This is a genomic window from Rhodococcus sp. 27YEA6, assembly GCF_044908235.1.
GTDB lineage: Bacteria > Actinomycetota > Actinomycetes > Mycobacteriales > Mycobacteriaceae > Rhodococcus_F > Rhodococcus_F qingshengii.
The window spans coordinates 1120074-1140324 of sequence record NZ_JBIYCY010000001.1 but is presented as its reverse complement, the minus strand read 5'-3'; the positions used below and the strand labels follow the sequence as shown (position 1 = coordinate 1140324).

Here is a 20251-nt window from a genome sequence, read left to right as displayed (position 1 = left end):
CGGATTCGGTTCTCTATCGCAGAACCTAGTGGAGACTTACCGCTGCCGTGTCACAGTGAGCGCCTACGCTCTCGAGGTGACTCGGATGCTGATCGTGCTCTTGATATGGATAGTGGGTCTCGGCACCGCCGCGCTCGCAATTGTCGCCTCGCCCGGATGGTGGGTGATCGCTGTCGTCACACTCGCGCTGGCGGCCATGGGCACCTACGACCTCACTCAGAAGTCCCACAGCATCCTCCGTAACTATCCGGTCCTGGGGCACGCGCGATTCCTCCTCGAGAAGATTCGACCGGAGATCCAGCAGTACTTCGTCGAATCATCCACCGATGGAATGCCATTCGATCGCGAAACGCGAGATCTGGTTTACGAGCGGGCAAAGGGAACACTGGCGGAAGAGCCCTTCGGGACCGAGCGCGACGTCAATGCGATCGGCTACGAGTTCATGACGCATTCGATTCGCGCACGGACCGCCCCCGACACCGTTCCGCGAGTTCGCCTCGGCGGACGCGATTGCACGAAGCCGTACGACATCGCTCTCCTGAACGTCTCCGCGATGAGCTTCGGGTCGTTGTCCGCCAACGCAATCGAGGCCCTCAACGCCGGCGCCGCCAAAGGCGGTTTCGCTCACGACACCGGTGAAGGCGCGATCAGTCCGTATCACCGCAAACACGGCGGCGATCTGATCTGGGAAATCGCTTCGGGATACTTCGGATGCCGGACCGAGGACGGCCGATTCGATCCTGACCGTTTTGCCGAGCGCGCAGGCTCCGACCAGGTGAAGGCCATTTCGATCAAGCTCTCGCAAGGTGCGAAACCCGGGTTGGGTGGCGTGCTTCCCGGAGTCAAGGTCTCCCCCGAAATCGCCGAAACCCGCGGGGTACCCGTCGGCCAGACTGTGATTTCGCCACCCGCGCACACCGCGTTCAGCACCCCGGTCGAACTGGTCGATTTCATCGCGACCCTGCGAAAACTGTCGGGAGGCAAGCCGGTCGGGATGAAACTGTGTGTCGGCTCGCGTCGTGAATTCCTCGGAATCTGCAAGGCGATGATCGAACGCGGCATCACGCCCGACTTCATCATCGTGGACGGTTCCGAAGGCGGCACCGGCGCAGGTCCGGTGGAGTTCGAGGACCACATGGGCATGCCGTTGACCGAGGGCCTGATGCTGGTGCACAACGCTCTGGTGGGAACTGGTTTGCGCCCTCTCGTGAAAGTCGGCGCTTCCGGAAAGGTGGCGAGCGGTTCCGACATCGTCAAACGCATCATCCAGGGCGCAGACTTCACGATGGCGGCCCGCGCAATGATGTTCGCAGTGGGCTGTATTCAGGCCCAGATGTGCCACACCAACCGCTGCCCGGTCGGCGTTGCCACTCAGGATCCGGCACGCACCCGCGCACTCGACATCCCCGACAAGAGCGAGCGCGTCTACCGATTCCAGAAGGCAACCGTCGCCAGCGCGCAACAGATGATCGCGTCGATGGGCATCGATTCCTTCGACCAACTGCAACCGGGAATGCTCAACCGCCGCGTCGACGGTCTCACCACTCGCACCTATGCCGACCTGTTCGACTGGCTGATGCCGGGCGAACTGCTCGACTCCCCGCCGCAGAGCTGGCTCACCGATTGGATCGACGCCGACGCTCACCGATTCTGACGTCGGTCGACTCCCGCGTTTCAGATCGCGCGGATTCACCCTTCTGGTCCTACAGTGACAGATGGCCCGCTGTGACGGCGGCCACACGTGCACTAGTGGACGGAGTTCGACGATGAGCTTGACGACTGCGCCGGAACCAAATGTCGAGTACCTGAAAACCGATCCTGACCTGCCACCTGTCGGCGTCATCGACAAAACACCCATCTCCACGACTGCGCGCGTCGTCTTCCTTGTTCTCGGACTGGTCGGCGCGGGCGCCTGGTACATGATTGCGATCGTCCGCGGTGAACACATCAGCGCTGTGTGGTTCGTGTTGGCCGCAATCTGTACCTATCTGATCGCCTACCGCTTCTATGCGCGGTTGATCGAACGCAAGATCGTCAAGCCTCGCGACGACGTCGCCACTCCCGCCGAGATCATGGAGAACGGCGCCGACTACATGCCGACCGACCGTCGGGTGCTGTTCGGTCACCACTTCGCGGCAATTGCCGGTGCCGGCCCCCTGGTCGGACCCGTGTTGGCCGCGCAGATGGGATATCTTCCGGGAACGATCTGGATCATCGTCGGCGTCGTGTTCGCCGGGGCGGTGCAGGACTTCATGGTCCTGTGGATCTCGTCGAAGCGCCGCGGGCGCAGCCTCGGTCAGATGGCCCGCGAAGAACTCGGCCTTGTCGGCGGCGTCGCCGCACTGATCGGCGTGTTCGTCATCATGATCATCCTCATCGCGGTGCTCGGACTTGTGGTCGTCAATGCGCTCGCCGAGTCCCCGTGGGGAGTGTTCTCGATCGCGATGACCATCCCCATCGCGCTGTTCATGGGCGTGTACCTGCGGTATCTGCGGCCGGGCAAGGTTTCCGAGGTCTCCTTGATCGGCGTCGTCCTGCTTCTCCTGGCCATCGTCTCCGGCGGATGGGTTGCCGATACCGGTTGGGGCGCAGACTGGTTCACACTCTCGAAGGTCACCATCGCGTGGCTGATGATCGCGTACGGATTCGCCGCATCGGTGCTGCCGGTCTGGCTGCTCCTGGCACCGCGCGACTACTTGTCGACGTTCATGAAGGTCGGCACCATCGCGCTGCTGGCCATCGGAATTCTGGTCGCACGACCCGCGCTGAACATGCCGGCAGTGACGCCGTTCGCCTCCAACGGCGAAGGCCCGGCCTTTGCCGGTTCACTGTTCCCGTTCCTGTTCATCACCATTGCCTGTGGCGCGCTCTCGGGCTTCCACGCACTGATCGCGTCCGGTACGACGCCGAAGCTGCTCGAGAAGGAAAGCCAGACCAAGATGATCGGGTACGGCGGCATGCTGACCGAATCGTTTGTCGCGATCATGGCTCTGGTCACCGCCTGCATCCTCGATCAGCACCTGTACTTCGCACTCAACGCTCCCGCGGCACTGACCGGTGGAACACCGGAAACCGCAGCCGAATACGTCAACAATCTGCCCCTCGGCACTGCCCCCATCACACCGGACGTGCTGACTCAGGCAGCCGAGGCCGTCGGCGAAGAATCGATCATCTCGCGAACCGGCGGCGCCCCGACGCTCGCGTTCGGAATGTCCGAAGTGCTCAGCGACGTCTTCGGCGGCGACTCGCTGAAATCGTTCTGGTACCACTTCGCGATCATGTTCGAGGCGCTCTTCATCCTCACCACGATCGATGCCGGCACCCGCGTCGCTCGATTCATGCTCTCCGACTCGCTCGGCAACTTCGGCGGTCCGGCGAAGAAGTTCAAGGACCCGTCGTGGCGCATCGGCGCGTGGCTGTGCTCGCTGATCGTCGTCGCTGCCTGGGGCGCGATTCTGCTCATGGGTGTCACCGATCCGCTGGGCGGAATCAACACACTCTTCCCGCTCTTCGGCATCGCCAACCAGCTACTCGCCGCGATCGCACTGACGGTGGTCATGACGATCGTCATGAAGAAGGGTCTGTTCAAATGGGCCTGGATTCCCGGCGTGCCGCTGGTGTGGGACCTGGTCGTAACCATGACCGCGTCGTACCAGAAGATCTTCTCCGACAACCCCGCGATCGGGTACTGGGCTCAGCACAACGTGTTCAAGGACGCGAAGGCTGCCGGCGAGACGGCGCACGGTTCCGCGAAGACTCCGGAGGCCATCGATGCCGTCATTCGCAACACCTTCATCCAGGGCACGTTGTCGATCATCTTCGCGTCACTGGTGATCGTCGTGGTCATCGCCGGGATCATCGTATGTGCCAAGGCAATCCGAGCGGGCGGGCTGCCGACCACCGAGTCCCCTGAAGAACCGTCGAAAATCTTCGGACCCGCCAGCTTCATTCCGACGCCCGCGGAGAAGGAAATCCAGAAAGAATGGGACGAGCTGATCAAAGCCGGGAAAGTCCGGGCGCCCGGCGCCGCACACGGAGGTGGGCACTGACCATGACGACGGCGACCATGACGGCAAAACTCACCACAGCGTTCCGCGGAACGCTGTGGTGGGTTCGCTCGGTGATGGGTGATCTCGACTATCAGCGCTACGTCGAGCACACCCGACGCCACCACGCCGACTCACCGGTGATCAGCGAACGAGAGTTCTGGCGCCGCCGACACGCAGCAGCCGACGCCAACCCAGGCGCCCGCTGCTGCTGAATCCGGTCAGGGGCAGGTGGCCTTCGCGAGTTCGTAAATGTGGCCGGCCTGCTCGTCGGTGGGCTTGTTGCCGTTGTTCTCGGCCAGGTCGGTGATCTTGGTCTTGACCTCCGCCTCGTCCGTGCCGTTGGCGACCTCGGTACACGTGGTCGTCAAGATCTCCTCGATGTCTGCGTCGTCGCGGTTCTCCGCCAACGGTGCGTAAGCCCCACGGAACGTGGCGACGAACAGCGCCGTCTTGCCCTGATCGATGGCGTTGCCCGCTGACTGTTTCGCCGTCTCGAGCGCCTGTTGCCCGCTCGTGACTGCCTCGCTGATCTTGTTCTGCGCGTTGTCCTGATCCTCGGTGCTACACGCGGTGAGCCCGAGAACGACGATTGCTGCTGCCCCGACTGCTGCTGCGATTCTCATGACGGAAATGTTAGTCCGATCAGCATGCTTCAAAACACAGTATTGCAGCGCAACACACGAGTTATCGCATGCAGTCGTTACGATCAGCTCAGCTAGATCACCGGATTCGCACATCGGCGAGGAGATCCCTGCGCCGACGGAAAGGACGATCAGTGAGCGAGCAAGACAAGGGGACGTCCGCAGGGGTGCGCAAGCGCGACCGCGGCGAGATCATCGGGCAAGGGGGTATGTGGCTCGCAAAATGGTCGTTGGTGTTGGCGTCGATTTCGCTGGGCGCCTGGATTTTCGGCTGGCTGATCGAAAAGCTCTGGGTCATCATCCTGCCGGTGGCTCTGGCTATCGTTGTTGCGACAGTCATGTGGCCGCCGACCCGCGGCATGATCAAGCGCGGGATGCCACCGGCCGCGGCAGCCGGCATCACCCTGGTGCTCTCGATCGGAATCCTGGCCGGTGTGATCGCCGGCATCGTTCCGTCAGTGGTCAGCCAGGCCCCCGAGCTCGCGAACAAGACCACCGAGGGCATCAACCAGGTTCAGGACTGGCTCCAGGGTCCGCCGCTGAACCTGAAGGACGACCAGATCGACAACGCCGTCCATGCCGTCATCACCAAGGTGCAGGAAAGTGGAACCGCCATCGCTTCAGGCGTTTTCAGCGGCGTGAGCACAGCGAGCTCGTTGTTGGTCACGCTCGGTTTGGTTCTGATTCTCGCTTTCTTCTTCATCAAGGACGGACCGAGGTTCATCCCCTGGCTCCACGCTGTCGGCGGCGGCCGTGCCGGTCGGCATCTCGAAGAGGTCCTCACCCGCATGTGGGACACGCTCGGCGGATTCATCAGGACACAAGCACTGGTGAGTCTGATCGACGCGGTCTTCATCGGCGCCGGATTGCTGATACTCGGGGTCCCGCTGGCACCGGTGCTGGCAATTCTCACGTTCATCGGTGGCTTCATCCCGATCGTCGGTGCCTTTGTCGCCGGCGCCCTGGCCGTGTTGGTTGCGCTGGTGGCCAACGGTCTCACCACCGCCATCATCGTGTTGATCATCATCCTGGCCGTTCAGCAGATCGAAGGAAACGTCCTTCAGCCTGTGCTGCAGAGCAAGTCGATGAAACTCCACGCCGTCATCGTGCTGCTTGCCGTGGCCGCCGGTAGCTCGCTGTACGGCATCGTCGGCGCCTTCCTCGCAGTGCCCGTCGCCGCTGTGGCAGCAGTTGTCATCCGGTACATCGGCGAGCAGATCGACGAACGCGCAAGCGACAACGAGCCGATGCCCGCCGGCGATGCGTCGGACATCCTCGAGGATCAAGACGACGACGCCGAGTCAGAGGTAGAGAACAAAAAGGCCTGATCAGCCCGCGATCACCTTCACCGAGGAGCCTGCACGTCCGCGAATGACGTGCAGGCGACTCGGGATTCGCTGCCTCATCTCGTCCACGTGACTGACGATGCCCACCACTCGTCCACCGTCGCGAAGCTCGTCCAACACAGCCATCACCGAGTCGAGGGTGTCGGCGTCGAGAGTGCCGAATCCTTCGTCGATGAACATCGTGTCGAGAACGATTCCGCCGGACTCCGCCGCAACCACATCGGCAAGTCCGAGGGCCAAAGACAATGACGCCAAGAATGATTCACCGCCCGAGAGCGTCTTCGCCGAGCGAACGACACCCGTGAAGTCGTCCCGGATGTCGAGTCCCAGACCGCCGCGGCGACCCCGAGAACCTGCCTCGTCACTGTGCACGAACTCGTATCTGCCCCCGGACATCCGCTGCAGCCGAACCGATGCCGACACGGCGATCTCTTCCAACCGCGACGCGAGCACATACGCTCGCAGCGACATCTTGCGACTGTTCTGACCTTTGCCGGCGATCACGTCGGCAAGCGCCGCGAGTTCGTCGTGCAGTTCCCGCTCAGGTGCAACCGCTTCGTATGCCTTCTCGAGTTGTCCGCTGAACCGTTCGAGATCCGACACACGGTTCTCGGCCAGGGAAGCAGCTGCAACAGCCGAGTTCACCACCTCGGCGCACTGAAGAGCACGCTCGCGAGGACCGTCGACGTCGACTGTCTCGACTTCGCTCACCGCAACAACCTCGGGGTCGTCGAGGACCGTCCGAGCGGCCACCTCGAGGTCGCGTGCTTTGGCGAGTTCCGTTTCGATCGCTGCGATTCGGGCCGGCGATCTCACCCCTTCGATCGCAGCCTCGACCGAATCGAATCCAGCAGCGGCCGCCGCAGCGGCCAGTTTGGTCGACAGTTCCGCCGATCGCGCCTGCGCACGAACGGCGTCGTCACGCATCTCAGACGCCGCCGAGGCAGCGGAGGCAAGCCTTTCGAACCGCGAGCGCTGAGCAGCGATGGTCGAATCTTCTCCCACCGCAGCGACGATCGCCGCTCGAATCTGCTCGACCGTGGCCGACAGAGTCGTCGTACGCTCGGTCAGTGCCGCCAATTCGGCCGTCAGAGAAGCGGATTCCTGTTGCAGCTCGCCGTCACGCTCGTTGAGATGCCCGAGCTTGTCGGCCAACCCTCCAACCTGACCGGCAGAGTGGGCCGCCTCGTCAACGGCGTTCCGAGCCGCGGCGCGGAGCCTGTCGAGTTCTGCGACGTCGCCGTCCCCGCCGCGGGCGATCACCCGGTCGATGTCACGGTCGACGGTTACCTGGTGGTCGACTACCTTGCTCAGGGCTTTCTCGGCCGCACGCTCGGCTGCGGACGCGGCTTCCAGATCGGGCTCGGTGACCGTGACGACATCAGACTGCGCCGGCGCAGGGTGTTCACGCGAACCACACACCTGGCATGGGTCACCGGGCGCGAGTGAACTCGCCAACTCCGCCGCCATGCCCTCGATACGCTTCTGCACGAGGTCGAGCCAGCGCCCGCGAGCACTCTGATGGGCGTCGCGCGCATCCAACACCTGCACACGAATCTTCTCGGCTTGCGCACGCAGAGAGACGAATTCATGAGCCGCTGCCGCAGCATCCGATGCTTTGGCCAGTGCAGCTTCGAGGCCGGGCAGAGCCGCGTGCGCGCGTTGCGCATCCTCCAGTCGTTGGCCGGCCGAGCGCACCATTTCTGGCAGTTGAGTGCGTTCAACCGCGATGGCATCGATGCGCTCGGACAGAGCGTCTCGCCGAACTCCGAGTTTCTCGATCTCGGCTTCTGCCGCATCGGCTCTGCGAGCATCCTCCGCCATTGCGTCCAGGCGAACGATCTCGTCACGCCAGGTCCGGATCCGAGCTACGACGCGTTGACGCTCGTCGTCGGTGGGTGGCCACACCTCCGGCACGAAAATCTCCGGACCGCCCGTTGCGGAGTAGGTCGACATCGCTGCGGTCATCGATTCGAGTGCGGCAGCGAGGTGCAAGCCGGCAGCGTCCACATCGCCGGCGACAGCGGCCACCGGCAGTGCGCGCTTGGCGGTCTCGAGTTCAGCGCCGATCACAGCTCTTTGGGCGGCGCCCGTATTGAATGCTGCGAGTTCAGCGGTCGCACGATTACGGCGAGCGACCAGATCTGCGGTTCGCTGCGCCGCCGACAGAACCCGATTAGCCTCGGCTGCTGCATCTTTCGCGGTCACCAGCTCCGCAAGACTTGTATCGCGGGTGTCCTGAGCCTCGGCGAGGAGTTTGCGCGACCATTCCAGTGGGTGTGCCTCGGCGCCTACCTCGAGTCCCGCAGCTGTCTCGACCTTCGCGAGCAGCAGCCGCACGGATTGCTCCCTGGCCGCGAGCGCGGTCGCACTTGCCTTTCGCTTGGCGTCGAACCATGCCTCGACGGAGACAAAACGCTTGGTGTCGAACAGACGCTCGAGCAGTTTGCCTCGCTCGTCACTCTCGGCACGCAGGAATTTGGCGAACTCACCCTGCGGCAAGAGCACCACCTGGAAGAACTGATCAGCGCTCATGCCCATGAGGCGGTTGATCTCGTCACCGATGTCAGGGATGCGCGAAAGATTCTCGCCGCGGCCGTCCAACCACGTCAGTGTGGCCTTTGCATTCTCTGTGATCGAACCGGTGCCACGCTTCTTCGGGCGCGAATACTCTGGACTACGAACAAGTTTGATTCTGCGACCACTGATGGTCGCTTCGAGTTCCACGCGCGGCACCGAACCGGCGGGCGCGTGATCGGACAGTAGCCGTTTGCCCTCGTTGCGCGCACCCGGAACCCGCCCGTACAGGGCAAAGGAAACCGCGTCGAGGATCGTGGTCTTGCCTGCACCGGTGTCGCCGTGCAGAAGGAACAGCCCGTCTGCACCCAATCGGTCGAAGTCGACCTCGACAGTGTCGGCAAAGGGCCCGAAAGAGCTGACTTCGAGTTTGTGCAGCCTCACGCGGTTTCACTCAGTTCTACCGTGGACTCCTCGGCGCGCGCGGCAGCGCTGAGCGCTTCGGCCATCAACGTGACCTCCCGCTCGGACGGGTCACTACGCACGGCCGAGACAAAGCCGCGGGCGATCTCCATGTCGGTTCGACCCCGTACCGCGTCGCGATACTTGAGATCCGATTGTCCTTCCGGCCTTTGCCATTCGAGGTGAACGGCAAAGGGGAAACGTGCCTGGAGCTGCCTCATGGCATCGACGGGACGAACCGGGTCGGTGAGCAAAGCGGAGACGTAGCACTGCTCGGAATCGGCGTACTTCGACTCGGTGAGAAGTTCCTCGAGAGTTCCCGTCACCTGGCTCAGCCCCCGAATCACCGGAAGATCGAGGCGCTGCACCGACGACAGACCGGCTGCGTCGAGTTCGATCAAAAGCGCAGCCTTGCGGTGGCTGCGCTCACCGAACGAATACGGCAACGGTGAACCTGAGTACCGCACACTCTCCGAGAGCATCTGCGGAGAATGCAGGTGTCCGAGGGCGACATAGTCGACGCCGTCGAATTCGCCCACTGCGACGGTCTCCACTCCGCCGACCGAAATGGAGCGTTCCGATTCAGACGCCTCACCACCCACGACGAAGGCATGCGCGAGCAGTACCGACCGAGTCAACGGATCGGTAGCTGTTCGTTCGGCGAGGTCTCGCCGAACACGCGACATGGCCGCTCCGAGGATGTCGGAATGAGTACGAGCCCGGGGCACGTCCAACTCGACGCGCGTGATCTCCGGCTCGAGATACGGAATCCCGTAAAAGGCGACGGGCCCGAACTGATCGCTCAGCATCACCGGAGTACCGATCTGGCCGACTCGGGTGATCAAGTGCAAGCCGCCGGCAGCGGCAAAGGATGCCCCGGCTCCGAGCCGCACCGCGGAATCGTGATTGCCGGACGTCGCGACGATGACCGCCCCCGCCGCCCGGATTGCCTCGAAGCCTCGATTGCACACGGTGACCGCGTCGGAACTGGGAATCGAGCGGTCGTAGATGTCCCCCGGCACGACCACGACGTCGACGCCGTGTTCACGGACGGAATCTGCGATGGAACTGAGCACACTCGCCTGATCGGCCAGCAGATCGACGCCGTGAAAGGTGCGACCTATATGCCAATCGGAGGTGTGCAGAATCTTCATGAATCCGACGGTAGAGCAGCCCACCGACACCGCCGATCTCCCACGCTGACGGCTTCGGCGGTGTGCCCCAACCCACGAGCGTCCGGTGACCCTGCACACAATCCGTCCGGTTCGTTTGGCGAAGAACCCGAAACCATCGCGCCATCGCGTCGATAAATGCGCCAGCCACGACCCGCACAAACACGGCCGACAACGCAAGAACCGCTAATGTCGTTATGTGTCTGCAACCCAACGTGCTCGCTCCGGGGTACCGCTGGACAAGCGATCGCTCATCGTGACCGTCCCCGGCCTGCCCTGGTGGGGAGTGATCCTGCTTGCTGCCGGTGTGACCGCCGTCGGCGTACTGATCGATGCCACCGGAGGCGGCGGAGAGCTCACCGCGGTGTTCTCGACGTTCTACTTCCTGGGCTGTCTCTTTGCTGTGGTTGCCGCTTCGAACAAAGCACTCTTCACCGCTATGGCCCAGCCGCCGTTGCTGCTCTTCGCTGCGGTGCCGATCGGGCACACGCTCATCGGCAAGGACAACAGCACCGCGCTGCGCGATATCGCGATCAACATCGCGTACCCGTTGGTCAACCGCTTTCCGATCATGTTGGCCGCAACCGTCGTCGTGCTGATCATCGGCGGTTTCCGGTACTTCCTGCTCAATCAGCGTCCCACCGGGCCTGCCCGCTCGACCCGCTCCCGCCGCTCGGCGGCCACCACTCGTGACTCCTCTGCGGCTACCACGCGAGAACAACCCGCACCCGAGACCGGGCGTCGACGCAGAGTCTCGGACGCGCCCGTCCCCGGGCCGCCGCGTCGCCGCGCCCCCGAGGTGGACGAGCAGCCCGCCTACCGAAGCACCCCCAGGCGCGAGCCGATCCAGGACGAGCGTCCGCTGCCGCCTCGGAGAAGCCCTCAGCCACCCAGGGTCGATCGCACGCACCAACCGCCTACGCGTCGCCCCCAGCCCGACAGTCGGCCCGTGGCAGACGACGACTACCCGTCGTACGGTCGCCGCCGGGCGCCCGAGCCCACTCCGTCGCCCAGACGTGAGGAGCGGATGGAGCCCTTCTTCGCTTCGGGTGACGACGTATCGCCGCCGCTGCCCCCTCGCCGCCGCCCACCCGGAGTCGATCTTCCGGCGTATCCGCCGCCGCGAGTTCGGTACCGCGATCGCGAAGAGCCCTGAACAGACGCGCCCGGTAGCACAAAAATGCGGGGCACCTTCCAGATGGAAGGTGCCCCGCATTTTCTTGTTTCAGGACGTGCGCGCTGCTCGCAATTCACGGGGAAGGGCGAACACCAGAGTCTCGTTGGCAGTGGTGACGGGTTGAACGTCGTTGTATCCGTGCTCGGAAAGAAGTTCGATCACGCCGCGCACGAGCACCTCGGGTACCGATGCGCCCGACGTGATGCCGACGGTCTGGACACCCTCGAGCCACGCGAGATCGACCTCACGGGCGTAGTCGACCAGGTACGACGCGGCAGCGCCCGCCCCGAGCGCGACCTCGACCAGGCGAACCGAGTTGGACGAGTTCCGCGAACCCACCACGATCACGAGATCGCACTCGGGAGCCATCGCCTTGACCGCGACCTGACGGTTCTGCGTGGCGTAGCAGATGTCGTCGGACGGCGGGTCCTGCAGATTGGGGAAGCGCTCACGCAGGCGCGCGACGGTCTGCATCGTCTCGTCGACGCTCAGTGTGGTCTGGGAAAGCCAGATGACCTTCGACTCGTCACGAACCGTGACCGCGTCGACCGAATCCGGGCCGTCGACGATGGTGACGTGATCGGGAGCCTCACCTGCGGTGCCCTCGACCTCCTCGTGGCCTTCGTGGCCGATGAGCAGAATGTCGTAATCGTCGCGGGCGAATCGCTTTGCTTCCTGGTGCACCTTCGTGACCAGGGGGCACGTTGCGTCGATCGTGCGCAGGTTCCGCTCGGCAGCCGAGTCGTGGACGGCCGGCGACACACCGTGCGCCGAGAACACGAGCAACGATCCCTCGGGAACCTCGTCGGTTTCGTCGACGAAGATCACGCCTTGATCTTCGAGCGTCTCGACGACGTGGCGATTGTGGACGATCTCCTTACGCACGTAGATGGGTGCGCCGTGCTTCTCGAGGGCCTTCTCGACGGTCTCGACCGCGCGGTCGACGCCGGCGCAGTAGCCGCGAGGCTCGGCGAGGAGCACGCGCTTGGCGCTGCCCTTGCGGGTGGACGGCGAATCAGCCGAGTGCGCGATACCGAGATTGAGAGGAACAGCCGAAGACATGTGACCAGCCTACTGGCACCTCGAACGTGAGACACTCCGGCAAACGTGAACACCTCGGTTTCGGGCTCCGATCGAAGGTTCCGAAGTAAACGAGTACGGCCGTCACAGGCAAGTCGGCTACCGATTGTCGGAGCTTTGCGGCAAGCTGTGGGAATGATCCGACCACCGTTCGTGGCGCGCGTTGCCGCGGGACTCGCCGTCACCGCGATGGAAGAGGCAAAGAAGTTGCCCACCACCGCCGTCGCCCTGCCGATGACCGCCGTGAGCCAGATGCTGCAGACAAGCATGCGCGTGCAGCAGTCGATCACCTCGTTGGCCATCAAGGGCGATCAGGCATTTGCACTGATCAACTGGTCTTCCGAGGACGAACAGCCCGAGTGGGCGGTCTTCGACGAAGACGTCGACGCGCCTGCTGACCCGACGTCTTCCACCGGATCGACCACCGCTGACACCCCGACCAACGCCGGTCGCTTCGCGCTCTACTCGCTCGAGCCGACTGCCCCCATCGAGGAACCCGCACCCGTCGCCGAGTCCGAATCCACGGCAGCTACGACGGACGGACCTGCCGAAGAGCCCGAGATCGTCACCGAACTCGACTACCCCAACCTCACACTCGCACAGCTCCGTGCGCGCATCCGGACGCTCAGCATCGACGAGCTGACCGCAGTCCTGGACTACGAGAATGCGACGCTCGCCCGGGCACCGTTCCAGACCATGCTCACCAACCGCATCACCACAGCCAAGGCAAAGTGACTTCCGCAACGCCCCCCGCTTCATCGCAGCGATCGTCCGGCGCCAGCAGCGCTGAGCAGCCGTGGCCGGTCCGCACGGTTTCCGCCAAGGTCGCCGGCTGGATCGATCGGCTCGGCAGCATCTGGGTCGAAGGCCAGATCACCCAGATCAATGCACGCCCCGGCACCCGAACGGCCTTTCTCGTCCTGCGTGATCCGTCGGCAGACATGTCGCTGTCGATCACGTGCTCACCGCAGTTGTTGCACAACTCCCCGGTGCCGTTGACCGAGGGCTCGCGTGTCGTGATGTTCGGCAAGCTCTCGTTCTACACCGGACGCGGAACGGTGTCGTTGCGTGTCACCGAGATTCGCGCCGTGGGTATCGGTGAGCTGCTTGCCCGCATCGAGAGACTGCGCGCCTTGCTCGCCGCCGAGGGCTTGTTCGATCCGCGGCTCAAACGGCCGCTTCCGTTTCTGCCCGGCACGATCGGCCTGATCACGGGCCGAGCCAGTGCGGCCGAGAAGGATGTCGTCTCAGTCGCCCATCGTCGTTGGCCAGCAGTTGCCATCGCAGTGCGTAACACCGCGGTTCAGGGCCCGACTGCTGTTCCCCAGATCATCGAAGCGCTGAAGGAACTCGACGCCAACCCGGTAGTCGACGTCATCATCCTCGCTCGCGGCGGCGGTAGCGTCGAGGATCTCCTGCCGTTCTCCGACGAAGCGCTGTGCCGCGCCATCGTGGCCTGCACGACGCCGATCGTCAGTGCCATCGGACACGAGCCGGACAGCCCGCTCAGTGACCACGTCGCCGACCTGCGCGCAGCCACACCCACGGACGCGGCCAAGCGCGTCGTACCCGACGCGGTTGCGGAAGCTGCCCTGGTTGCGGATCTGCGTGACCGCAGCGCTGCGGCACTGCGCAGCTGGGTCAAGCGTGAGTCTCATCTGATCGAACAGTTGCGCACTCGACCGGTCATGGCATCGCCGCTGCTCGCGGTGGACCGTCGCGCCGAGGAGGTCGAAAGGCTCCAAGCCGCCGGACGACGCGATGTGACTCGGTTGATCGACTCCGAGTCCCGAACGATCGAGCATCTGCGCGCCCGGCTCACCACGCTGGGCCCCGCCGCGACCCTGGCCCGCGGATACGCAGTCGTGCAACGTGTTGTCGCCGAAGGCGATCCGGAGGTTCTGCGCTCGGTCGAGGACGCGCCACCCGGTACCCAGATTCGAGTTCGACTTGCAGACGGCGCCGTTCGCGCCGCAGTGATGGGAAGAGAAAAATGAGCAACGCCACCGACACCGACATCAACGAACTCGGCTACGAAGCAGCCCGGGACGAACTGGTGAGCGTCGTGAAGATTCTCGAACAGGGCGGTCTGGACCTCGACGCGTCACTCTCACTGTGGGAGCGAGGCGAAGCGTTGGCCAAGCGCTGTGAAGAGCACTTGGCCGGCGCGAGGGCCCGCGTCGAAAAGGCTCTGGCCGAAGCGGACGAGTAGCGTCCGCTCCGACCGCAAATCCTATGGCGTGATCGGCTGCGCTGCGCCGACCTTCTCGGCAAGAATCCGGAACTCTTCCGGCGTCGCCGCGCCCGTGAGCAACAGGCGAACATCCCCGACGTCCGTGACCCAGATCGACTCGACACCTTCGCCGCCGAAGACGTTCCACGTATCGGCACCGACGGTCTCGACTCCGGTCGCGAATCGCTGTCCACCGGCAACATGTGACACCAACGGGAATTCCTCGGCGTTGCTCTGTGTCAGCTGGATGTAGCGACCACTGGTCGTGATGAATCCCACAGTGCTCGAATCTCCGCCGCCGTCGCCGGAGATGATCTTGCGACTGCCGGAGTTCGGAGTCCACCCGTCCGGAACACCGGGATTACGGATGGGAAATCCGAGTTCCTTCGCGTCGTAGTTCAGAGCTGCGTCCACGTCGACGCTCGGGATAGGCCCCTGTGTCGGGCCGCCAGGACTGAACGTGCACTGGCTGGCGATGCCCGCAATGATGATGCAGAACAGCACCAACGGTACGAGAGACCAGACCATGTCTTTGTTGTCTTCGAGAATGCGGGGTTTCTTCGATGCCACACCCCCAGTATCCAGGTACTGCGCAGTAGATACGATTCCCGGTCCCCCTCGAGCGAGACAAAACGTCTCTGCGGCGACCCGACAGCGCACGTAGCCGCTCCCATCTGGGACAATGACGCCTGAAGAAACCACTGCGTCGACACACCCCGTCGACCGCGACCGCGCCAGGAGGCACCGCACATGACGGCCAGCAGCACTCATCGTGAGACCCCGGACCGTAACCTCGCACTCGAATTGGTCCGAGTCACCGAAGCCGGTGCTATGGCTGCCGGCCGCTGGGTAGGCCGCGGCGACAAGGAAGGCGGCGACGGAGCAGCCGTCGACGCCATGCGTCAGCTCGTCTCCTCAGTCTCGATGCGCGGCATCGTCGTCATCGGTGAAGGCGAGAAGGACGAAGCGCCGATGCTGTTCAACGGCGAAGAGGTCGGAAACGGCGACGGCCCCGACTGTGACTTCGCCGTCGACCCGGTCGACGGCACCACCTTGATGTCCAAGGGCATGCCCAACGCGATCTCTGTTCTGGCTGTTGCCGAGCGCGGCGCGATGTTCGATCCGTCGGCCGTGTTCTACATGGAGAAGATCGCTGTCGGGCCGGATGCCGCAGATGTCATCGACATCAGCGCACCGATCGCCGAGAACATCAAGCGCGTGGCCAAGGTCAAGAAGGCGTCGGTCTCCGACATCACGATCTGCATCCTGGACCGCCCGCGTCACAACCAGCTGATCCAGGACGTTCGCGACACCGGCGCTCGTATCCGTCTGATCTCCGACGGTGACGTTGCCGGCGCGATCGCCGCAGCGCGTCCGGAGTCCGGCACCGACATGCTCGTGGGCATCGGCGGAACGCCAGAGGGCATCATCGCCGCAGCAGCCATGCGCTGCATGGGTGGATCGTTGCAGGGCAAGCTGGCCCCCACCGACGACGAAGAGCGTCAGAAGGCCATCGACGCCGGTCACGATCTCGATCGGATCCTGTCCACCGAAGATCTCGTCTCGGGCGAGAACGTCTTCTTCTGCGCCACCGGCGTCACCGACGGTGACCTCCTGCGCGGCGTCCGCTACTACGGCGGCGGCGCCAGCACGCAGTCCATCGTGATGCGTAGCAAGTCCGGCACCGTTCGCATGATCGACGCGTACCACCGTCTCGAGAAGCTGCGCGAGTACAGCTCCGTCGACTTCGACGGCGAAGAGGGCGCGGTTCCCCCGACGTTCTGATGGGCTCCGCCCCGTGAGTGGTTAGGGAGTCCCTGCATTCCTCAACCGCTCACGGCGGACGTAGTCCCCTACCCGCTCTCGAAAAGTGGCAATGTGGAGCCATGACGGAGAGCAACGATCAACAGTTCCGAATCGAACACGACACCATGGGCGAAGTTCGGGTGCCCATCGACGCACTGTGGCGAGCACAGACCCAGCGTGCAGTCGAGAACTTCCCGATCAGCGGGCGCCCGCTCGAGCGCACCCAGATCCGCGCAATGGGCTTGCTGAAAGCAGCGTGTGCGCAGGTCAACAAGGACCTCGGACTCCTCGACGCGGACAAGGCCGACGCAATCATCGCCGCCGCGAACGAGATCGCCGAAGGCAAGCACGACGATCAGTTCCCCATCGACGTCTTCCAGACCGGCTCGGGAACCAGTTCGAACATGAACGCCAACGAGGTCATCGCATCCATCGCGAAGGCCGCCGGTGTGGACGTACATCCCAATGATCACGTCAACATGTCGCAGTCCTCCAACGACACCTTCCCCACCGCCACGCATGTCGCAGCTACCGAAGCAGCGGTCACCGATCTTGTTCCGGCACTGGAACATCTGCATGCTGCGCTTGCCACGAAGGCGACCGAGTGGAAGACCGTCGTCAAATCCGGGCGCACCCATCTGATGGACGCTGTGCCGGTCACGCTCGGTCAGGAGTTCGGCGGCTACGCACGTCAGATCGAGGCCGGCATCGAGCGCGTCAACGCAACACTCCCCCGCCTCGGCGAGCTGCCGATCGGCGGAACAGCAGTCGGCACCGGTCTCAATGCTCCGGATGGATTCGGCCCCAAAGTTGTTGCCGAACTGGTCAAGTCGACCGGTGTCGACGCGCTGACTCCGGCGAAGAACAGCTTCGAAGCGCAGGCCGCGCGTGACGGACTGGTCGAGGCATCGGGCGCGCTGCGGACCATCGCCGTCTCACTGACGAAGATTGCCAACGACATTCGGTGGATGGGATCGGGTCCGCTGACCGGACTCGGCGAGATCGCACTCCCCGATCTGCAGCCGGGAAGCTCCATCATGCCCGGAAAGGTGAACCCGGTCCTGCCCGAGGCAACCACTCAGGTTGCGGCTCAGGTGATCGGAAACGACGCCGCCATCGCGTGGGGTGGCGCCGCCGGAGCTTTCGAACTCAACGTCTACATCCCGGTCATGGCCCGCAACCTGCTGGAGTCGTTCACCTTGCTGGCCAACGTCTCTCGACTGTTCGCCGACAAGTGCGTCAGCGGACTGGTCGCGCACGAGGAGCACCTCAAGACACTCGCCGAATCTTCGCCGTCGATCGTGACGCCCCTCAACTCGGCAATCGGTTACGAGGAAGCCGCAGCCGTCGCGAAGCAGGCACTCAAAGAGAAGAAGACGATCCGTCAGGTCGTCATCGAACGCGGACTCGTCCCGGACAAGCTGAGCGAGGAAGAACTCGACAAGCGTCTCGACGTTCTGGCGATGGCGAAGGTCAAGGACTGAACAAACAAAAGAGTGGCGGTTTCCACTTCGGAAACCGCCACACTTTTCCCTACACAGTAGTGGTTGCCCGCCACTCGTCGGTGCGATCGGGGCTCGCCTCGGCCAATGCTTTCAGCGTCGCTTCGCGATCGAAATCCTTGCCGTACACGGGAGTTCCCGGCTGCTGACGCCAGGAATCGTCGATCGTTCCCGCATCGACGGGATCGAAGCCCAACTGATTGATCAGATCGAAGACGACCTGCTTGTTCGCGTCGTCGTCGCCGGCGACGGGTAGCGCAATGCGCCCCTCTGCACCTTCGGGAAGCCCCTTCTCGAGGAGATGCTTCCACCAGATTCCGTTGAACGCCTTGAACACCGGTACACCCAGGTGTTCCTGCACCCATCCGCTTTCGGTCTGTCCGCCCTCGATGGCGGCGATCAGACCGTCACGCTGTTGCGGGTAGTAGTTGTTGGTCTCGATGACCGGGGCACCGGCGACCGCACCGCTGAGAATCCCCGCCGGTAGATCAACCACGTTCTTCTGCGGAATGCTCACGATGACCAGCTCGGCACCCTCGGCGGCCTCGGTGCTGCGGACTGCCTTCGCGCCCGTCTCCGCTTCCAGTTCTGCAAGCGTGTCCGGTGTACGCGAGTTCGAGACGCGCACGTCGTGACCGAGCGCAGCGAGCCTACGTGTGAGCGTGCCACCGATCTGACCGGCTCCGATGATTCCGATGCGCATGACCCTGCTCCTTCGTCGTGTGCAGTGGCGATCGCGCCACCGCTGCATTCGTCAACGACGAGAACGCACCGGGTCATTCCGCACCGACCATTTCAACTCCCGTTGATTCAATCGGTTGACGGATCGAGCGCGAGCCTGATGCGGACACTGACCGGGTCGGTCTGCAATCCGCGAAAGGCAGAGGCCGTCAGCGCCGATCTGATCTTCCCCGACGCAAATGTCTTCACCCGCGCCGGCACGTCGTCGTCCGGCATGATCTGGGCCTGTCCGTCCACCCACTCGCCGCGGCGACGGATCCGAACCTTCGGCGTCGCAGAGATATTGGCACCCCACCCCGTGCCGGTGCCATGCTGCGCAATGACCCACGCCTCGTCACCGTCGTAGGTGATCGCAACGGGCACTCGGCGGGTCAGACCGGTTCGGCGTCCAACCGTCTCGATCTCGGTCATCAACGACGGCATCAAACCGATCCGATTCAATCCGGTGACCAGCGGATTGGCGAAATACTTCCCGACTGCGACTTCGATTCTTCGTTTTCGTGCAACTGACGTCGGTACCGGCATGTCGTTTCCTCTCCTCCGAAGCTGGTGCTCGAAGCAACGGCTCTATACCGCACGATATAACCACTGTTCGGGGAGTTTTGCCAACAAGAATCTCCGTCGATACCCACCACCTGCACACAACACTTGACTGTGTCTGCCGGTTACATCTAGTCTCAGATTCGTTCCTATACCGATCGACATACTGGGAGGCAGTGATGAACACACCTCGAGACGCCTCGTTGCCATGACCGGCCCGCAGACGCGTTGTCCGATCGCCGCAGCGCGTCGCAAGTGGGGAGTACCAAGAGAATCAGCGGCACCAGATGATTCGAACAGCACTGCGATTGCATACGATGGCGGGATGGCCGACTCCGATTCCCGCACTCTGATGCTGGTCGGCGCCATCAATGCCTTCCGTGAACACGGGATCGCGACGACCTCGCTCACCGAGATCGTCGAACGCTCGGGAACTCCCCGCGGGTCGGTGTACCACTACTTTCCCGAGGGCAAAGGACAGCTGGCCGGCGAAGCAGTTGCCTACTTCGGCCGGGGCGTCAGTGCCGCCATCAGTTCGATGATCGCTCAGTCTTCCCCACCGGAGATCATCGACGCGGTTGTCACGATATTTCGAAACAGCTTGGTAGAGAGCGATTTCTCCTCCTCCTGTCCGGTCGCAGCCGCGGCAGTGGAGGGCGCGTCGACGCCGGCGGCATTAACTGCTGCGGGCGAATCCTTCACCTCGTGGGAATCGCTTCTCACATCGTTCTTCTGGCAGCAGGGACAGCCGTCCGAGACTGCAGCACAATGGGCAACCGTCGTGATCGCGTCAATCGAAGGCGCGACGCTGATGGCAAAAGCTCAGCACACCACGGCGCCTCTCGATCGCATCGGCGCTCACCTCAAGGCTCTGGTCTCGGCCCCGAGCTGACCAACCCTCTTTCTTCCAACCGCTGCTGCCGTCCGCGCAGGAGCAGAGATGGCGTACAAACATGTCTCACACACTTGCACCGGCGCCCTCGGC

General features: G+C 63.5%; 18 protein-coding genes. 11 read left to right on the top strand and 7 right to left on the bottom strand.

The features are described from left to right. Positions 1-76 precede the first annotated feature (76 nt). The 3 genes from ABH939_RS05570 (at position 77) to ABH939_RS05560 (ending at position 4261) form a co-directional block, all read left to right on the top strand. Positions 77-1654 (top strand): FMN-binding glutamate synthase family protein, encoded by a 1578-nt coding sequence (locus ABH939_RS05570; RefSeq protein WP_037132028.1) that lies wholly within the window; start codon positions 77-79, stop codon positions 1652-1654. Between the two features lie 112 nt (positions 1655-1766). Beyond that, positions 1767-4049, top strand: coding sequence for a carbon starvation CstA family protein (locus ABH939_RS05565; protein WP_007726338.1), 2283 nt, complete (start codon positions 1767-1769; stop codon positions 4047-4049). 2 nt (positions 4050-4051) lie between these two features. Then, entirely contained in the window at positions 4052-4261 is a 210-nt protein-coding gene (locus ABH939_RS05560) for a YbdD/YjiX family protein (RefSeq protein ID WP_003945213.1), read from the top strand. Positions 4262-4267: 6 nt separating this feature from the next. Here ABH939_RS05560 and ABH939_RS05555 read toward each other — a convergent pair whose 3' ends face one another. Further along, entirely contained in the window at positions 4268-4672 is a 405-nt protein-coding gene (locus tag ABH939_RS05555) for a hypothetical protein (protein ID WP_003945253.1), read from the bottom strand. Between the two features lie 152 nt (positions 4673-4824). Here ABH939_RS05555 and ABH939_RS05550 point away from each other — a divergent pair, with 152 nt between their 5' ends. Then, positions 4825-6018, top strand: a complete 1194-nt coding sequence (locus ABH939_RS05550) for an AI-2E family transporter (RefSeq protein ID WP_003945249.1) — start codon at positions 4825-4827, stop codon at positions 6016-6018. Here ABH939_RS05550 and ABH939_RS05545 read toward each other — a convergent pair whose 3' ends face one another. Both ABH939_RS05545 and ABH939_RS05540 read right to left on the bottom strand, forming a co-directional pair. Next, positions 6019-8997 (bottom strand): AAA family ATPase, encoded by a 2979-nt coding sequence (locus ABH939_RS05545; protein ID WP_042920852.1) that lies wholly within the window; start codon positions 8995-8997, stop codon positions 6019-6021. Then, complete coding sequence (locus ABH939_RS05540) at positions 8994-10169, bottom strand: exonuclease SbcCD subunit D (protein WP_404649431.1); 1176 nt, start codon at positions 10167-10169, stop codon at positions 8994-8996. Before ABH939_RS05540 ends, ABH939_RS05545 begins: the two co-directional genes overlap by 4 nt. 217 nt (positions 10170-10386) lie before the next feature. Between ABH939_RS05540 and ABH939_RS05535 the strand changes: the two genes are divergently transcribed. Beyond that, entirely contained in the window at positions 10387-11343 is a 957-nt protein-coding gene (locus tag ABH939_RS05535) for a DUF6542 domain-containing protein (RefSeq protein WP_404649430.1), read from the top strand. Positions 11344-11412: 69 nt separating this feature from the next. Here the strand turns inward: ABH939_RS05535 and ABH939_RS05530 are convergent, their stop codons facing one another. Continuing rightward, positions 11413-12426 carry a 4-hydroxy-3-methylbut-2-enyl diphosphate reductase gene (locus tag ABH939_RS05530; RefSeq protein ID WP_404649429.1) on the bottom strand — a complete coding sequence of 338 codons (1014 nt, stop codon included), beginning with the start codon at positions 12424-12426 and terminating at the stop codon, positions 11413-11415. Positions 12427-12579: 153 nt separating this feature from the next. On the opposite strand from ABH939_RS05530, the gene ABH939_RS05525 reads away from it, so the two are divergent. From ABH939_RS05525 to ABH939_RS05515, 3 genes are read left to right on the top strand one after another with little or no spacing between them, the layout of a single operon-like run. Continuing rightward, positions 12580-13179, top strand: a complete 600-nt coding sequence (locus tag ABH939_RS05525) for a lipid droplet-associated protein (protein WP_134932325.1) — start codon at positions 12580-12582, stop codon at positions 13177-13179. Continuing rightward, positions 13176-14441, top strand: coding sequence for an exodeoxyribonuclease VII large subunit (gene xseA, locus ABH939_RS05520; protein ID WP_042920858.1), 1266 nt, complete (start codon positions 13176-13178; stop codon positions 14439-14441). The genes ABH939_RS05525 and xseA overlap by 4 nt, the downstream gene beginning before the upstream one ends. Next, the gene (locus ABH939_RS05515) at positions 14438-14656 is read left to right on the top strand and encodes an exodeoxyribonuclease VII small subunit (protein WP_003945276.1); all 219 of its coding nucleotides are present in this window, start codon (positions 14438-14440) and stop codon (positions 14654-14656) included. Before xseA ends, ABH939_RS05515 begins: the two co-directional genes overlap by 4 nt. Positions 14657-14677: 21 nt before the next feature. On the opposite strand, the gene ABH939_RS05510 is transcribed toward ABH939_RS05515, so the two are convergent. Next, positions 14678-15247 carry a DUF4245 domain-containing protein gene (locus ABH939_RS05510; RefSeq protein WP_003945206.1) on the bottom strand — a complete coding sequence of 190 codons (570 nt, stop codon included), beginning with the start codon at positions 15245-15247 and terminating at the stop codon, positions 14678-14680. A gap of 180 nt (positions 15248-15427) precedes the next feature. Here ABH939_RS05510 and glpX point away from each other — a divergent pair, with 180 nt between their 5' ends. Together glpX and ABH939_RS05500 are read left to right on the top strand one after the other, a co-directional pair. After that, entirely contained in the window at positions 15428-16462 is a 1035-nt protein-coding gene (gene glpX, locus ABH939_RS05505; protein ID WP_003945202.1) for a class II fructose-bisphosphatase, read from the top strand. 101 nt (positions 16463-16563) lie between these two features. Beyond that, positions 16564-17967, top strand: coding sequence for a class II fumarate hydratase (locus tag ABH939_RS05500; RefSeq protein ID WP_003945220.1), 1404 nt, complete (start codon positions 16564-16566; stop codon positions 17965-17967). A 49-nt stretch (positions 17968-18016) separates the two neighbouring features. Here ABH939_RS05500 and ABH939_RS05495 read toward each other — a convergent pair whose 3' ends face one another. Together ABH939_RS05495 and ABH939_RS05490 are read right to left on the bottom strand one after the other, a co-directional pair. After that, positions 18017-18736, bottom strand: coding sequence for an NADPH-dependent F420 reductase (locus tag ABH939_RS05495; protein ID WP_075833944.1), 720 nt, complete (start codon positions 18734-18736; stop codon positions 18017-18019). 59 nt (positions 18737-18795) lie between these two features. Next, complete coding sequence (locus ABH939_RS05490; RefSeq protein ID WP_064112899.1) at positions 18796-19251, bottom strand: nitroreductase family deazaflavin-dependent oxidoreductase; 456 nt, start codon at positions 19249-19251, stop codon at positions 18796-18798. 340 nt (positions 19252-19591) lie between these two features. Here ABH939_RS05490 and ABH939_RS05485 point away from each other — a divergent pair, with 340 nt between their 5' ends. Continuing rightward, positions 19592-20158 (top strand): TetR/AcrR family transcriptional regulator, encoded by a 567-nt coding sequence (locus tag ABH939_RS05485; RefSeq protein ID WP_075833946.1) that lies wholly within the window; start codon positions 19592-19594, stop codon positions 20156-20158. The last annotated feature ends 93 nt before the right edge of the window (positions 20159-20251 follow it).

Excerpts from the sequence above, each read along its gene's own strand:
- ABH939_RS05555 (WP_003945253.1), bottom strand. The coding sequence starts at position 4,672 with ATGAGAATCGCAGCAGCAGTCGGGGCAGCAGCAATCGTCGTTCTCGGG.
- ABH939_RS05515 (WP_003945276.1), top strand. The coding sequence starts at position 14,438 with ATGAGCAACGCCACCGACACCGACATCAACGAACTCGGCTACGAAGCA.
- ABH939_RS05530 (WP_404649429.1), bottom strand. The coding sequence starts at position 12,426 with ATGTCTTCGGCTGTTCCTCTCAATCTCGGTATCGCGCACTCGGCTGAT.
- glpX (WP_003945202.1), top strand. The coding sequence starts at position 15,428 with ATGACGGCCAGCAGCACTCATCGTGAGACCCCGGACCGTAACCTCGCA.
- ABH939_RS05540 (WP_404649431.1), bottom strand. The coding sequence starts at position 10,169 with ATGAAGATTCTGCACACCTCCGATTGGCATATAGGTCGCACCTTTCAC.
- ABH939_RS05560 (WP_003945213.1), top strand. The coding sequence starts at position 4,052 with ATGACGACGGCGACCATGACGGCAAAACTCACCACAGCGTTCCGCGGA.
- ABH939_RS05565 (WP_007726338.1), top strand. The coding sequence starts at position 1,767 with ATGAGCTTGACGACTGCGCCGGAACCAAATGTCGAGTACCTGAAAACC.
- ABH939_RS05495 (WP_075833944.1), bottom strand. The coding sequence starts at position 18,736 with ATGCAGCGGTGGCGCGATCGCCACTGCACACGACGAAGGAGCAGGGTC.
- ABH939_RS05525 (WP_134932325.1), top strand. The coding sequence starts at position 12,580 with ATGATCCGACCACCGTTCGTGGCGCGCGTTGCCGCGGGACTCGCCGTC.
- ABH939_RS05500 (WP_003945220.1), top strand. The coding sequence starts at position 16,564 with ATGACGGAGAGCAACGATCAACAGTTCCGAATCGAACACGACACCATG.
- ABH939_RS05485 (WP_075833946.1), top strand. The coding sequence starts at position 19,592 with ATGGCCGACTCCGATTCCCGCACTCTGATGCTGGTCGGCGCCATCAAT.
- ABH939_RS05490 (WP_064112899.1), bottom strand. The coding sequence starts at position 19,251 with ATGCCGGTACCGACGTCAGTTGCACGAAAACGAAGAATCGAAGTCGCA.